Origin of the sequence: Agrobacterium tumefaciens (assembly GCA_025559845.1) — a bacterium.
In the GTDB taxonomy this organism is placed as follows: domain Bacteria; phylum Pseudomonadota; class Alphaproteobacteria; order Rhizobiales; family Rhizobiaceae; genus Agrobacterium.
This window is the reverse complement of sequence record CP048469.1, coordinates 2,001,830-2,015,973: the sequence shown is the minus strand read 5'-3', so window position 1 is coordinate 2,015,973 and position 14,144 is coordinate 2,001,830. Positions and strand designations below refer to the sequence as shown.

12 protein-coding genes and 2 pseudogenes are annotated in these 14,144 nt (G+C 60.4%); 1 reads left to right on the top strand and 13 read right to left on the bottom strand.

Translation table 11 applies throughout. The annotated features are described in order from the left end of the window. Positions 1-5: 5 nt before the first annotated feature. The gene (locus FY156_10330) at positions 6-1,523 is read left to right on the top strand and encodes a conjugal transfer protein TraG (GenBank protein ID UXS01835.1); all 1,518 of its coding nucleotides are present in this window, start codon (positions 6-8) and stop codon (positions 1,521-1,523) included. Between the two features lie 8 nt (positions 1,524-1,531). Here the strand turns inward: FY156_10330 and FY156_10325 are convergent, their stop codons facing one another. The 13 genes and pseudogenes from FY156_10325 to FY156_10265 all read right to left on the bottom strand — a co-directional run bounded on the left by FY156_10325 (position 1,532) and on the right by FY156_10265 (position 13,815). Beyond that, positions 1,532-1,909, bottom strand: a complete 378-nt coding sequence (locus FY156_10325) for a DUF3742 family protein (protein ID UXS01834.1) — start codon at positions 1,907-1,909, stop codon at positions 1,532-1,534. 62 nt (positions 1,910-1,971) lie between these two features. Continuing rightward, positions 1,972-2,463 carry a PIN domain-containing protein gene (locus tag FY156_10320; protein ID UXS01833.1) on the bottom strand — a complete coding sequence of 164 codons (492 nt, stop codon included), beginning with the start codon at positions 2,461-2,463 and terminating at the stop codon, positions 1,972-1,974. Then, complete coding sequence (locus FY156_10315; protein UXS01832.1) at positions 2,375-2,608, bottom strand: AbrB/MazE/SpoVT family DNA-binding domain-containing protein; 234 nt, start codon at positions 2,606-2,608, stop codon at positions 2,375-2,377. The genes FY156_10320 and FY156_10315 overlap by 89 nt, the downstream gene beginning before the upstream one ends. Before the next feature lie 96 nt (positions 2,609-2,704). After that, on the bottom strand, positions 2,705-2,953 hold the full coding sequence (locus FY156_10310; protein ID UXR99982.1) for a hypothetical protein: 249 nt from the start codon (positions 2,951-2,953) through the stop codon (positions 2,705-2,707). A 372-nt stretch (positions 2,954-3,325) separates the two neighbouring features. Beyond that, positions 3,326-4,168 (bottom strand): ATP-binding protein, encoded by an 843-nt coding sequence (locus FY156_10305; GenBank protein ID UXS01831.1) that lies wholly within the window; start codon positions 4,166-4,168, stop codon positions 3,326-3,328. Further along, positions 4,165-5,649, bottom strand: a complete 1,485-nt coding sequence (locus FY156_10300; GenBank protein UXS01830.1) for an IS21 family transposase — start codon at positions 5,647-5,649, stop codon at positions 4,165-4,167. Before FY156_10300 ends, FY156_10305 begins: the two co-directional genes overlap by 4 nt. Positions 5,650-5,866: 217 nt before the next feature. After that, positions 5,867-6,247 (bottom strand): annotated as a pseudogene (locus FY156_10295) (DNA cytosine methyltransferase). Between the two features lie 552 nt (positions 6,248-6,799). Further along, entirely contained in the window at positions 6,800-8,824 is a 2,025-nt protein-coding gene (locus FY156_10290) for a DNA topoisomerase III (GenBank protein ID UXS01829.1), read from the bottom strand. Between the two features lie 398 nt (positions 8,825-9,222). After that, positions 9,223-11,625 carry an ATP-binding protein gene (locus tag FY156_10285; GenBank protein UXS01828.1) on the bottom strand — a complete coding sequence of 801 codons (2,403 nt, stop codon included), beginning with the start codon at positions 11,623-11,625 and terminating at the stop codon, positions 9,223-9,225. A gap of 99 nt (positions 11,626-11,724) precedes the next feature. Beyond that, a complete protein-coding gene (locus tag FY156_10280; protein ID UXS01827.1) occupies positions 11,725-12,120 on the bottom strand; it encodes a single-stranded DNA-binding protein in 396 nt (131 codons plus the stop codon). A gap of 43 nt (positions 12,121-12,163) precedes the next feature. Further along, positions 12,164-12,355 (bottom strand): annotated as a pseudogene (locus FY156_10275) (site-specific DNA-methyltransferase). Between the two features lie 111 nt (positions 12,356-12,466). Beyond that, positions 12,467-12,997, bottom strand: a complete 531-nt coding sequence (locus tag FY156_10270; GenBank protein ID UXS01826.1) for a DUF3158 family protein — start codon at positions 12,995-12,997, stop codon at positions 12,467-12,469. Further along, positions 12,994-13,815, bottom strand: a complete 822-nt coding sequence (locus tag FY156_10265; protein UXS01825.1) for a TIGR03761 family integrating conjugative element protein — start codon at positions 13,813-13,815, stop codon at positions 12,994-12,996. The genes FY156_10270 and FY156_10265 overlap by 4 nt, the downstream gene beginning before the upstream one ends. Between the last annotated feature and the right edge of the window lie 329 nt (positions 13,816-14,144).

The following is a 14,144-nucleotide window of genomic DNA, read 5'->3' as shown; positions in this document are numbered from 1 at the left end:
ACACGATGACGCTCTACACGTCCGACTACCTGGAGTATTACCTGACCCTCGTCGGGTGGATCGTCCACAACGGCATCTGGTCGGTTCTCGTCGCCAGCGGCCTGTTCGCGCTTCCGTTTCTCGCCATCGTGATTCAGGAATGGCTGAAAGCGCGCGCGGAAGGGGCCGACGAAGGCAACAAGGGCGTGCTCTCCTCGATGCGGATCGAGAACAGGGTGTTCGTCGCCATCGTCGTGATCATGTTTGCCGGCATTCCGTTCATCGACGTGGATCTCAACACCATCAGCTTCGACCAGTCCCGCTCCAGCCAGTGCCAGGTGAACGTTCCCGCGCCCAGCGATACCGGCTGGGGCCAGTCATTCACCACGCTCAACAACCAGTCCGCCAAGGTGCCGGTCTGGTGGTTCTTCATGCACTCGATTTCCAAAGCGGTCACCAGCGCCGCCGTCGCGGCGATCCCGTGCGGAACCGACCTGCGGCAGATGAGGATGGACATTGACAACACCCGTATCGACGATCCCCTGCTGGCTCAGGAGGTGACGGATTTCGCGCTCAACTGCTACGGCCCGGCGCGGGCCAAGCTGTTCATGAACCGGCCGGACCTCAGTGAGGAGCAGATGGCGGACGTCAGTTGGATCGGCTCCAACTACTTTGTCGACACGCCGGGATACTACGACACCTACCACTCCAGCACACCGCGCGAGTCCTGGCCCTACGATGACAGTCGCGACGCGGGATTGACCGAGGTGCCGAGTGGGGCCGGATACCCGAACTGCCGGGAATGGTGGTCGGATGGCTCAACCGGCCTGCGTGCCCGCCTCCTAGCTCAGGTCGATCCTAACCTGCTTTCGCGCATGGCGAACTGGGCTGGCTTCATCTCCAGGACCGAACTGGACGATTCCGTGATCCGCGCCATCGCCGCCCCGCGTCAGCAGAAGCTGAACCAGGGCGCGGTCTACACCGATTACGGCGGACAGATCGACAAGACCTTGCCGAATGTCGTTACGCGGGCTGCGGGAGACGTGGGAATGGCGGTCGGCGCCATCGGGCTGTTTCCTGCGATGGATGTCATGCGCCAGGCTTTGCCCATGGCGTTGTCGCTACTCAAGATGGCGCTGGTGATCTGCATTCCGATCGTGCTGGTGATCGGCACCTACGACCTGAAAAACCTTGTCACGGTAAGCGTGGTGCAGTTCGCGCTGTTCTTTGTCGACTTCTGGTTCCAGCTTGCTCGATGGGTGGACTCGACCATCCTTGATGCCCTTTATGGCTGGGGATGGGGCTACAACCGCCCGATGACCAATTTCGATCCGGTGATGGGGTTGAACAACGCGTTCGGGGATCTGCTGTTGAACTTCGTCATGGCAACGATGTTCCTGGTGCTGCCTGGGTTCTGGCTCGCCGCGTTGACATGGGTTGGCGTGCGCGCGGCTGGAATAGTCTCCGCCTTCTCGAACAGCACCAAAGACGCGGCATCGGCTGGAGGGAAAGGACCTGCCATCATCTCAAGCAAGCTCAAGTAGCCTGGCGTTCAAAGGTCCTTTTCATCGGGAAAGTCTGGGTGGTCAGCATCGTTGTAGGGCACCGGATCGTACCCCGGTGTCTCTCGGAGATCTTCCTGGGTGGTAAATACCCCCATCTTTTCCTCCGTGGCGTCACCATGTCCGGCCATCCACGCGGCTGCGACAGCGAACAGGAGCAACAAAGCCAGCCAGAACGCGGCGTAGAGGAGAATGCCCAGAACGGCGAGCGTGACGACCCACACCAGAGCGGTTGCGACAGCACTTGGCGCGCCAACCGAAATCAGCCACGCGACGACCCTACGCTCGTAGTGCAGATAAGCACGCCAGGTACGGCCGAGCTTGTGCCCGAAACGTTCTGCGGTACTGCTGCGAGTTGTCGTATTCATGTTGATCACCTGCTGTCTACGTTACACGGTTGCTCCAGTTGCTTCCTGCTCACCTGCTGCAATCATTTCACTACGAACGGATTTCTGATGGTCAAACTGTCTTCCAGTATCTGCCCGTGGTTCATGTCCTCACTGTAGAGCGTGCTGCAATTGGCTGCTGCTGCGGCCGCCACGATGCAGGCGTCGTAGAACGACAGGCGATGCTGTTCGGCTACCCATCGAGCCTGATCGTGAATCGTCTCCGTGAGCGGAACGACCCGGCAAAAGCTGCGCACCAGTTCCAGGAATTGGGCGATCTCGTCCCAGCTCATCTGAAGCTTGCGCAAGCACACGTTCGTCACTTCGTTGAGCACCTGCACGCTGATGACCGGGGAAGCCTTCAGCAACGCCTCCGCGTTGTCGGCCTTGTCGGCATCGCTCGACAGAAGGTAAAGCACCACATTGCTGTCGAGGAAGTGCTTGAACTTAGCCACGGGCGTTGGCTTCGTCACGGCTGAAGCGGAAATCTGCCGGCAGCTTGCCGCGGAAAGCGCGCAGGCGCTCCAACAAGGCATCCGCACCGGGCTTCTTGCGAACCGCGAAGGTGCGCGGATCATCCACAATGATTTCGATGTCGTCGCCTTCACGCAGTTCCAGCGCTTCCACCAGCGTGGCCGGGAGACGAACGGCGAGACTGTTGCCCCATTTTGCGACCTGCATGCTGAACCTCCTTCATAGATATACATCTTCATTGTATATCCAGTGAGCAAAAATGCAAGGCCCTGCCAGGTATCGCCGCTCCAACGAAGTCGAACCTTAGTGCTGCGTTGCAGGCATCAAATCGCCAGCCACATCGAGATCGATACGTTTCAGCTTCTCCAGCAAATCATAAAATTCACGCTCACCGCCCAGAATACGAGTGAACACCGCGCACTGGCAGATGAGAGAGTCGAGCAACAGACGCTGGTCCAGCGCAGTGTCGCATTCGGCTACGCCCGACAAGATAAGCGAGTACGCACGCTGCGCATGAATGCTGGTTTTCTTGTTGCTGTCCGAGTGATCCATGCCGTCCCCTCCATGGCTTTAATCCCCGCGCCATTCGGAATGGAATCCGACAGATGGCGGCGACCCGCAGGGGTGAGAAACCGGCTGATACCAGACCGACCAGACGCATGCGTCTGCCCTACGGATCGCCATAACGCGACCCGCTGGTATCAATTCGGGTTCTCACACCCGGCGCCGATGAGCGGCGCACAGCAAGGATTGCACATCACAATTTGCTGGATCAATCAAAAGATTAGATTTTTCCGATAGATAACTCCGTCACAACCCGTTGTATAGCGCGGCAATCTGGAAGGAACTCGCGCGACAATCTAGATGGGACTGTTGTGTCGCGGACAGTGGGACTTTAGCAGCGTGATTGACGCTGGCAAGCGGTCATTGCTCTTCTAATTGTCGCGGAGCGTCAATCTGTGTAGCCTCGTTGATTGTCGCGTAGATTGGAGGCCGCCCGCGTTGCCGTTTTGCCTCCATAGCTGAGCGGCGACGGTAGCTCTCGACGTTCATCTCGAAGATCGTGGCGTGATGAACGAGGCGGTCCACCGCGGCGAGCGTCATGGCGGGATCTGGAAAAACTTTGTTCCATTCGCCAAAGGGCTGATTTGCGGTCAGCAGGATAGATCGCCGCTCATAGCGTGCCGAGATGAGCTCGAAGAGGACGCTGGTCTCAGCCTGATCCTTTGCGACATAGGCAAGATCGTCTAGGATAAGCAGATCGAACTTGTCGAGCTTGTTGATGGCGGATTCCAGTTGCAGTTCGCGTCGCGCGACCTGCAGCTTTTGAACGAGATCCGTCGTCCTGGTGAACAGCACGCGCCAGCCGTTCTCGACCAGCGCCAGGCCGATGGCTGCCGCAAGATGGCTTTTACCGCCCCCCGGCGGCCCGAACATGAGAACATTAGCCCCCTTCGCCAGCCAGCTATCTCCCGCCGTCATCGCCATGATCTGCGCTTTGGAGATCATCGGCACGGCGTCGAAGGCAAAGCTGTCGAGCGTTTTGCCCGGCGGCAACCTGGCCTCGGACAGATGGCGTTCGATCCTGCGCCTGTCACGTTCGGCAAGCTCATGCTCGGCGATAATCGATAGGAAGCGGGCCGCGGGCCAACCCTCTCTGTCGGCCTGTTGGGCAAAGTCTGCCCAAAGCATCTTGATCGCCGGCAAGCGAAGCTCGTTCAACATAATGCTCAGACGGCCGGCATCGATATCATTGGGATTGGTCATGCGCGTTCTCCCACCTGGTCGGCGCTGACAAGGACCTCGTATCCGCTTAGCGGTGCCAGATGGACGGAGACGACGGGTAAGGCGGAGGGGTCAGGCGCAAAGTGCTTTCGCAACTCAGCCATATCGGGAAGCTCGCCGGCATCCAACGTTCTGGCCAGTTGCTCGGCCAGTTCGCGTTCGCAGGTTCGCTCATGGGCCAGCGCCAGGATCTCGACCATGGTCTTGCAGGCCTGCTTGTCGGTCAGCCGCTCCAGCAAGGCCTCGAAGGTTTGCCGATATTCCAGCCTCGGGAAGAGCTGGTCTCGATAGACGAGCCGCAATAGCGCCATCGGCTTCTGACGGAGGGAATGAATGACGTGCCGGTAATTGACGACCTGGCTGTGGCGACCATCTGGATGTCCCCGCCCTCGGGAAAGCGTCATGAGATAGGTGCCGCCGACGAACACATCAAGCCGGTCATCGAAGAGGCGCACCCGTAGCCGATGACCGATCAAGCGGGAAGGCACGCTGTAGAAGACTTTGCGCAGCGAGAAGCCGCCGGTGCGCATGACCCTGACAACCACCTCCTCGAAGTCTGTCGTCCTGCGCTGCGGCAGTTCCTGAAGATGAGGTCTTTCTGCCTCGATACGCTTGAGATTGTGGGCATTGCGGCGGCTAACGATCTCATCGATGAAGGCACGGTAGGCGGCAAGATCGTCGAAGTCGTTGCTGCCGCGCATGAGCAGCGCATCACGGATCTCTGCCTTGATATGCCCGTGCACGCTCTCGATCGAGCCGTTCTCGTGGGCGATGCCTTTGTTATTGCGCGTCGGCTTCATGTGATAGTGAGCGCAAAGTTCCTCGTATCGACGCGTCAGATCCTCCTGCTCGTCGGCAGTCAGGTTGCGGAACGCCGCCGACAGGCTGTCGCTGCGATGGTCATGCGGCGCGCCGCCAAGGGACCACAGGGCGTTTTGTAGCCCTTCCGCCAGGGCGACAAAGCTCTCGCCGCCGAGGATGACATGACCATGTTCGAAGCCGGAATAGGCAAGGCGGAAGTGATACAGGAGATGATCGAGCAACTGGCCGGCGATCGTGACCTCCAGACTATCCATGTTGGTGAAATCCGAAAGGCCCAACCGGCCGGGCTCGTGAACCTGCCGGAAGATGACCTCCTGCTCTGCGCCATGCACAGCGCGCCAGGAGCGAATGCGCCGCTCCATCGTCCGACGAATGCCGTCTCCAAGCTCCGGGTGGCGGCGCAACATCTCCTCGAATATCGCCACCGCCCGTATTCCGGGCGCAGCCTGAAGCAGCGGCACGATCTCGGCGTCAAAGATATGGGCCAGTGGATCCGGACGCCTGCGCTCTCGCGGTTTTGTTTTTTGAGATGGTAGACGCGGATCCTTCTCGATCCGGAAAGCTGTCGTGCGGCCCATCTCGGCTTTTGCGGCAGCAACCGTGACGGAATGATTTTGACGTAACTTCATGAAAAGCCTCATTTGATGATCGTTTACATGGCGACCTGGCACAAAGTGATTCTCCGGTTATGGAAAATCGCCAGATTGACCGCGATCACAGGCGCAAGGCATGCCTGAAATTTGCGCCACGGGTGGTGGGCATAACTTCGATCGGGCTACGCCCTCACTCCGTTACGCCCACCACCCGCAAAGTCCCATCCTGATTGTCGCTCGAATTCCACGTTGATCGTCGCGCGGCATCCCAGACGATGACCGAGGGCTGTTGATGCTGTTCCTGACGGGTTTGGTCGATGGCATTTGCAAGCTCCGTGTATTTGAGGGTCAGGGCACCACGCGGGTCGGACAGACCGCCGCGCGCGCCGGCCACGCTGAACGCCTGGCAAGGCGTGCCCCCGACCAGAATGTCGGGTGCCGGAGTGGTGCCGGCGAGGATCTGATCGGCGATCCCCGTCATGTCGCCGAGGTTGGGGACGTCGGGGTAATGATGGGCGAGTACGGCATTCGGGAATGGATCGATTTCCGAGAACCAGGCCGGATGCCAGCCGAGCGGTTTCCAGGCCAGGCTGACGGCCTCGATGCCGCTGCACACGCTGCCGTATTGAAGGTTGGGATGGTTCATGTCGCATCTCCTGTTCTGGTTGGGGCGCAATGGCCCATGGCCGCGCGACCGATGTGTCGGCGGTGGTGCAAAGCGAGGAAGGAGAGGAACAGGGCGCTGGAGGCTGAATGCCTCCAGCGACTGACAAGGAAACCACCTGTGGGCTGTCGCAGGGACCTGGCCGTCGTCATGAGCCTGTCGCTGTGTCAGCGGTCGCACCCGACCCGTTTCGTGGCTGGGGCCGGCATCGTTCGGCGCACATCCGCGCACAAAAGGAACCCGTTGTTTCACCGGCGGGCACCGGAATCGAACACCGTCGTCCCCGAAGGGTCTCCTGGCGCCTCGCATGCGAGGCGCCAGGAGACCCTTCGGATCGGACGCAGAAATCGCTGATCAACAGGCTGCGCTTACGCAACCGGGCAGGAAAACACCTTCATCCCTCCCGGCGACACGAACCGCTGGAGGGGAACATGCCTTTGCAGAAGGCGGAGACATGCTCGGGATACCCCGCCGTTGGCGGGGCAATGCCTGACCACCGCTGGAAATCGCGGTATGGGCAGGACGTGTCTGACGTCAGGAAGTCTTGCGGGGCGCGCGACGCTTGCGGGCGGCCGGACGCTTGCCACCGGACGATTCGATCGCCACGGTGCCCTTGCAGTCTGGGTAACGGCTACATGACCAGAAGACGCCGGTCTTGCCGGTGCGCTGCCGGGTCGCGGCGCCGCACACAGGACAGGCCGGCCCCTCGGGAACCTTGATGGACAAGCTGGTACTTCCGTATTGCCGGACCAACTGCGTGATCCAGATGGATTGTTTTTCGATGAACGTGTCCAGCGTCAGCTGGCCAGCTTCAATCATGTCCAGGGCCTGCTCCCACACGGCAGTCGTACCCGGATCGGCAATGGCGGACGGTACAGCGTCAATGAGCGTGAAAGCGGCATCCGAAGCGCGAATGGAACGGCCTTTCTTGACCAGATAGCTCCGGCCGAGCAAGCCGTTGATGATGCTGGCGCGCGTGGCTTCGGTGCCGATGCCCGTCGTCTCCTTGAGTTTCTGCTTCAGCCGCGGGTCGGTCACCAGTTTGGCGACGCCTTTCATGGCCTTGATCAATTCGCCCTGGGTATAGGGCTTGGGCGGCATCGTTTTCAGCGCCTTCAACTCGACCTGCTCGACACCGCAGCGGGTGCCGTTGCTCAGAGGCGGCAGGATCTGGCTCCGCTGAGCGGGTTCGTCGTCCTTGCCGTCTTGTGTCTCCGGTTCGCTGTTGATCAGCGCGAGCCGCCAGCCCGGAACGATCACCTGTTTGCCGTTCGCCTGCAGCGATTGGCCGTTCGCCGACAATCGCGCGACCGTCCGGTCGAACTCGTGGTGGGGCATGAACTGCGCAATGAAGTGCGCACGGATCAATCCATACACCGCCCGTTCCTTCTCCGACATGGCCGACAGATTGCTGGGCTCCAGCGTCGGGATAATGCCGTGGTGCGCCGTCACCTTCGCGTCGTTCCAGGCGCGTGAACGCTGATTTCGGTCGAGCCGGTCGATCAACGGGCGCAGGCTGGGATCGGTGGCAACAATGGCGTCGAGCACTGCCGGCACTTCGGCAAACATGCTTTCCGGCAGATAGCCAGAGTCGCTGCGCGGATAGGTCGTCGCCTTGTGCGTCTCGTACAAGGCCTGGGCAATGTCCAGCGTTTCCTGGACGTCGAGGCCGAACTGCCTGGAGCACGTTTCCTGCAGCGTGCCGAGATCGAACGGTAGTGGCGGTGCTTCGCGCACGCGCTCGGTTTCCACCGATTGCACCAGCGCCTCGCGGCCATCGCGTATCTGATCTGCCGCATGCAATGCCACGGATTGTTGCAGGCATCTTCCAGCCTCATCGCTGGCACCTTGGGGTGGCACCCAACTGGCGGAGAATGACTGGCCCGAATGGGACAACTGAACATCGACAGCCCAGAACGGCACGGAAACAAAACGTGCGATCTCGCGATCGCGGTCGACAACCAGCTTCAGCGTCGGGGTCTGCACACGGCCGACCGACAGCACACCCTGGTAGCCGGCCTGCCGACCGAGTACGGTAAACAAGCGGCTGAGGTTCATGCCGATCAGCCAGTCCGCACGCGAACGGGCGAGCGCCGAGTAGTACATCGGCAATGTCTCGCTCGACGGTTTCAGAGCATCCAGCGCCTTACGGATGGACGCATCGTTGAGCGCCGACAACCAGAGCCGCTGAATGGAGCCACGGTAGCCGCACAGGTCGATGATCTCGCGGGCGATCATCTCGCCCTCACGGTCCGCGTCGGTTGCAATCACCAGTTCGGTGGCTTGTCCGATCAGCTGTTTGACCGCTTTGAATTGCGTGGCGGTCGAGGACTTGACCTCGTTGCGCCAGCGCTCTGGAAGAATCGGAAGCTGTTCGATGGACCAGCGCTTGTACTGCTCCCCGTAAGCTTCCGGTGGCGCCGCTTCGACCAGATGGCCGATGCACCAGGTCACGACGATACCGGGTCCGTTGTAGCAGCCGTTACCACGCTGCCTGGCGCCCAGCACTCGGGCGATGTCCTTTCCTTGCGAAGGCTTCTCGCACAGATACAGTCGCATGCGGCCTCCCCGGAAATTGCATGGTGATCGTCGAATGAACACCAGCATGCCGATGGGATCAGCGGCGGGCAGCAAACAAGGTGGACTCCATGCTGACCGGCTTTTTGCACGCCGGGAGCATCGTTGCGGCAGTGAGTAACGGTCGTCGGAAAAGAACGATGTACTGAGGCTTCGCCATCCGTGCGCGCGTGGAACTCAGCGGAACCCGGCAGACTTAGACCGGAGATATGTCCGGCTGAAGCACCTGCTGGTGCAGGCTGCGTCAGATGACAGGCAGCATTGGCGCATCAAGGGCGACTGTTAGCTGCTACAGCCGCCTTCAAATGGCAAGCTGATTAAACCAGCCTCGGGTGATTTATCAGCAGGTGAGAAGCAAACCGACTCACGGCGTGTCTGGTTCAGGTATCAGTCCCGGCACGCCACTTCAGGTAATCATCGACGTGAAAGAACCCTGCAGCCGCGGCATTACGCTCCAGCGTCCATGTGGTCTCGCCGGGTTGAATCAGAGGCTGTAGGTCTACGGAGAAGTGCGCTTTCGATTCGGTAGGCGAGCCACCTGAACCTGCATCGCCCGGATCGACGTCTGCATCCCAGTAGTCGCCAAATTCGCCGTGACCGGAAGGAGGGGCATCGTCAGCCTCCCAGGGCTTGTCCATCCACATGGCATGGAGCTGTTTGTCGTTCAGGTCCTCGCGCATCAGATAGCACAGCGCTTCGACGTGTACCTCCGCCAGTGGTACATCGAACAGCGTTGCGAAGCGTTGACGCACGGCAATCTCGGCCTCGATCTCAGCCCACCAGGCGGCATCGTCCTCATCGGCCTGGTCCAGCTCAGCAGCGCGCTGTTCAGAAGCGGCACGACGATCTTCCGCGATAAGGTTCTGGTCGGCTTGAGCACGCGCCAGGACATCAGGCCAGTCAGGCGGTGCAGGGCAAATGCCAGCGTTGACGAAAAGCATGTTCTGGTAGTTGATGATCTTTTCGTTCTCGTCGGGAACAACGCTGAGGACCACGGGATCATCGCGCACATCTTCGATCGCTGGAGCAAGGCCGCGCTTTGTGCGACCGCTACCTGCCCGATCAACCAGATAGCGTTCACGCCAGGCCTCACCGCGCGGCCGTTTGCCCTCGTTCTCCATGCTCACGGTGTATTTCATCAGCCACATGTGCATGTAGCGTTGACGCTGTTCGATATGACGCAAGGCCATGTCGTGGAATCGCTGATAGAACGCTTCGTCATGGCCGCAATCGAGGCTGTCCCCTTCATGAGAGATCTCATGCTCGACGAGGGTAAAGATGTAAGCCGCAGTTTGGATTGGGTAGGATTTGAGACGTTGCGCGATGGTGAGATGGATTGCAATATAGCTACTGCCGTCCGTCCATGCCTCGGCTCTGTTGGACTCGCCGAGAAAGATGTGAAGTGATTTCCCGCCACGCACCTGGCCGCCATACGTAGGGCGGCCGCCAGTACATAAGGCTGCGTAGTGGTGCAGACACCAGCGCAGGGCGACCCAGGCACGCCGCGTTTCGCGATCGAGCACGTCTTTCTCGATCACGATGCGGGTCCGCTCGATGAAGGCATCCCGCAGGGTTGAGAACGCGACGAGATCAGGCACGTAGAGACTGTTCAAACCCCAGAATTGCGTGTTGTTCTGCTCGACGTCATGACGCAGATTGGCATTGATGCGAACAATGCAGTCGACAAAATCCTGCGCGTTGTAGCAGCCGAAGCGATCGAGTGTGCCGGGATGCACAATCAAGGCTATACCTTCACGGGCGATTGCTTCACCCTTCGGCACGTCGAAGGCGTTCTCAACAACAGCGAACCGACCATCCTGCCTCTTGTTGTGGCTATACCGGCATTTGCGCAGAAAATCCTCCAGTGATACGTGCCTCTTGCCAGGCAGAAGCGTGACGACTTCCTCCCTGGAATAAATCTGAATGATATTCGTATCGCATGAGAGCAGCGCCCGCGCGGATTTCTCGCGGCGAGCCTCGGTTTTGCGATGGTCGCCAAGCCGGGAAGCCATCTGGTCAGCCAACCGGCCGAACTGACTGGCGATCGACTTCCACACCGGACAAGTCTTGCGCAGGATCTCTGTGCGGGAGACGTTCAGAGCAATTGCCTTCTTGGAAACGACAAGGCCACCGGCGCCCCACATGTGAGCGGGGTCGTGCCGCACGAGTACACCCTGGTTATAGATGGAGACGGACCCATCCGCTTTCACGCGATACCACGCGAATTCGTCCTCAGCATCCCAATGCTCGGTGCGAGGATCGCGGGCAATCCTGTGACCATTCAGCTCGACGCTGATGGGCGTGTAACGCACCAGATCCCGAATCTCCTGAACGGCGGACATCAGTTCGGCATCGCTCAGCGCCTCGTACCAGTTCCCGGAGATCGAGCATCCCTGCACTGCATCCCGGATTTCGTCGAGATCATAGTGATAGCCCATGGCACGAGTGTCGACGGTCATCATCCAGGCGCTGGAACGCCAGACTGTCGTTGCATGGGCCATGATCTGGCCACGTCCGAGTCGGAACCGCCCGTAGGTCGCATCGCCTTCGTCGTGCGGAGTACCGAAACGACCGAAGTAGTGAACGACGTCCTCCCTGCTGACAAAGCCCCGGCCGTCGTCGCTGCAGGTGAAGCCCGTGCGGCTCAGAGAAAGAAACACGGTGCTGGCCTTCGCATCGACCGAGTTCATCAGCAATTCGATGATGGCTTTGCCGATGGAACCGGCCTGGCTGTAGATGATGTGGTGGATGATCTGCGGATCAAGTTCGAATGGCAGTCGCATAGGTAGACCCTCAATGCAACAACGGACAAAATTCCGGCTGACACATCCCGGCGAGCAATGGTGAGCCATCCACTCGCCGGGTGTCGCCACGAGTGAAGGTTACTGGCCTTCGGCAGAGTCGGCAGATGCGGGCTTCGCGCTCAGAACGACCGCTTCAACGCGATACGGCAGAATGCCGATGCGCCGGGCTTCAACCTTGAAGGTCACGCGTTCGTTCTCTTCGGCGTCCTCCCATTCGTCACGAACAGTGCGCCCCTCGACCAGTACGCGCATACCTTTCTGGTACAACGTGGCCCAGTGCTCGGCGTCGCGGTGCCAGATTTCCACGGGAGCCCAGAAGCCGCCGCGATCTTCGAACCCGTCCTTGGTCGGAACAGGGTTGTCAAAATAGACGTTCAGGCGCAGCAGCCTGCGCGGTTCATCATTCCCGTTCGGAAACTCCCGGTATTCTGGCGCAGAACCGATGTTGCCTTCGCCATAGAAATGCGTGCTCATAGTGGAAACTCCTTGCTGGTTGGAAATGCCTGACCGATTGGCATCAGTGCAGGTGCTGCAGGTCGATGAACGACCGGTTCAATTCGCAGCCGATGAAATACCGCCGCAGACAGAGCGCTGCCACGGCGGTCTTGCCGCTGCCCATGAGAGGATCGAGTACGGAGTCGCCAACTCGCGAGCCGGCGATAATGCAGGGCGTAACGAGGATGTCCGAGAACACCGCGAAATGACCGCCGTGGGAAGCCTTGCACCCGCATGCCATCGAGGCTTATCCATCGCAACATCTCGCGCCAGTCGCCCGCGCGGGTGCGGTTTAACCGGGGCTGCGCATTAGCGCCAGGCCTGCTCATGATGATGGCCCGCCATTCGATGGACCAGTACCGGTTCCGCCGGCGGCCCGGCGTTGGTGAGCTGTCTGCGCCGACGCCACCTTGCTGGCGCACTCCAAACCCTGCCGGGCAATGGTGTGGCACAGGCTGATCTGCATGTTCAGCACGATGCGCTGCTGTTCCAGCGCAAGGAGGTCGTCGATCAGGCCGATCGGTGTGGCGGGGCTGGCAATCAGTCCTTCCCACAGCGCCACGCCCATGCTGGAACGGTCGAGGTTGCGCCAGCGAAGAAATGTCGTGCCTGCGCCAGTGGTCTGTTGCGCCAGTTGAACGGGCAACAGGTTGAAGGGATGGCTGCGGGCCTGCGCCAGCACCTTGCGCTGCGCCAGTCCAATCAGGTCGTCCCGCAGCGCTTCGCACTGGCTGGCCCAGGTCGCAAGCTCCCCATTACCTTTAAAGGGTCTTAAAAGGCCTTTTAGGTAGGCTGCGTGTTCCAGCTTCTGGAAGTCAGGCTGTTCCAGCGCTTCGAAGCGGCTTGGCGCGTTCATGCTGATGCATCCTCTTCGTCCGAAGACGCGGATGCTTCACCCTCGGCTTCGTCGTCGGAATCGGCTGGCGCAGTCTGGTCGGCGTCACTGGCCGGCACGACAGCCGATGTTCCGGACCGGGCGGTCGCCGAGGCCAGTGGCGAACGCCGGATAAGCGGCGGCGCGAAGCGGGAGCGGCGTTCGCCTTCGAGCACGTCCTGCGGCAGCTCGCCATACTTCTCCACGGCCGCACGCGCTGCGGCGTTGTTGGCTGCGAAGTCGTCGCGCTTCGTACCGGAGTAGCGGTATTGCTGCGCCAGGCTGAACAGGCTGCGCAGGGAATGCGCGCCTTCGCCCAGCCAGCGTTCGAGCGTGCTGCGGTCGATCAGGGCCGTGTGATGCGCCAGGATCAAACGCCGGGCAAGATCGTCATAGTCGGCCAGGAGGTACACGGCCATGAAGCCGAGCTGCGAGGAAACGAACAGTGGAAGCTTGACTGGCTGGACATTGAGGTTTTCGCCAAGGCTGAGCGCCTGCGGGATGTCGGCGAGCGCCTGGTCCACCTGCTCGCGCAGGGTTTGAAGCTGCTCCTTGGTTGTGCTGAGCTTGTCTTCGATGCGCAGCATCCACCAGTCCGAATAGGGATCGTCCTGCTCGGCGCCGCGCTTGAGCTTGTTCATGATGGCGACAAAGCCGTTGAGGCCGATGATGCCGGGCTTGCCTTCGGATGGTGTACGCCCGTGCCAGATGCGCGAGGCATGATGGGTGTGCAGCGTCAGCGACATCGCGCTGCGCAGGGACCCCAGGTTCAATTGCAGAGATTCTGTTTCGTTGGCCATGTTGACGACTCCCGGTGTTGAAACGAGAGGTCAGCATCGCCATTGGCCGGAAGGCCGTCAGTCATCAAACCGCACCGGAGCAGCGCCTGTTTGTGAGCAGGCGGCGGCACGGCTGGCGCGGTATCGGAACCGGGAACCTATTCGTGGGCGCAGGGTTCACGAAATCTACCCGGATCGGGAAGGCAGGCTGTTCTTCTATACCAGTGGTATAGGCGCCCATGGATTTCGGTGGACACTCGAATTCCCTGTTGGGCTGGCGCATGGCTATCCAGGACCGGAAGGCTGGGTGTTGCGCTATACCCGGGGTATAGGCGTCCACGGCTCTCAGT

Bases quoted from the DNA above. Each gene is read 5' to 3' on its own strand.
- FY156_10330 (UXS01835.1), top strand. From the start codon at position 6: ATGACGCTCTACACGTCCGACTACCTGGAGTATTACCTGACCCTCGTC.
- FY156_10325 (UXS01834.1), bottom strand. From the start codon at position 1,909: ATGAATACGACAACTCGCAGCAGTACCGCAGAACGTTTCGGGCACAAG.
- FY156_10320 (UXS01833.1), bottom strand. From the start codon at position 2,463: ATGCCTTGTTGGAGCGCCTGCGCGCTTTCCGCGGCAAGCTGCCGGCAG.
- FY156_10315 (UXS01832.1), bottom strand. From the start codon at position 2,608: ATGCAGGTCGCAAAATGGGGCAACAGTCTCGCCGTTCGTCTCCCGGCC.
- FY156_10310 (UXR99982.1), bottom strand. From the start codon at position 2,953: ATGGATCACTCGGACAGCAACAAGAAAACCAGCATTCATGCGCAGCGT.
- FY156_10305 (UXS01831.1), bottom strand. From the start codon at position 4,168: ATGACCAATCCCAATGATATCGATGCCGGCCGTCTGAGCATTATGTTG.
- FY156_10300 (UXS01830.1), bottom strand. From the start codon at position 5,649: ATGAGGCTTTTCATGAAGTTACGTCAAAATCATTCCGTCACGGTTGCT.
- FY156_10290 (UXS01829.1), bottom strand. From the start codon at position 8,824: ATGCGACTGTATCTGTGCGAGAAGCCTTCGCAAGGAAAGGACATCGCC.
- FY156_10285 (UXS01828.1), bottom strand. From the start codon at position 11,625: ATGCGACTGCCATTCGAACTTGATCCGCAGATCATCCACCACATCATC.
- FY156_10280 (UXS01827.1), bottom strand. From the start codon at position 12,120: ATGAGCACGCATTTCTATGGCGAAGGCAACATCGGTTCTGCGCCAGAA.
- FY156_10270 (UXS01826.1), bottom strand. From the start codon at position 12,997: ATGAACGCGCCAAGCCGCTTCGAAGCGCTGGAACAGCCTGACTTCCAG.
- FY156_10265 (UXS01825.1), bottom strand. From the start codon at position 13,815: ATGGCCAACGAAACAGAATCTCTGCAATTGAACCTGGGGTCCCTGCGC.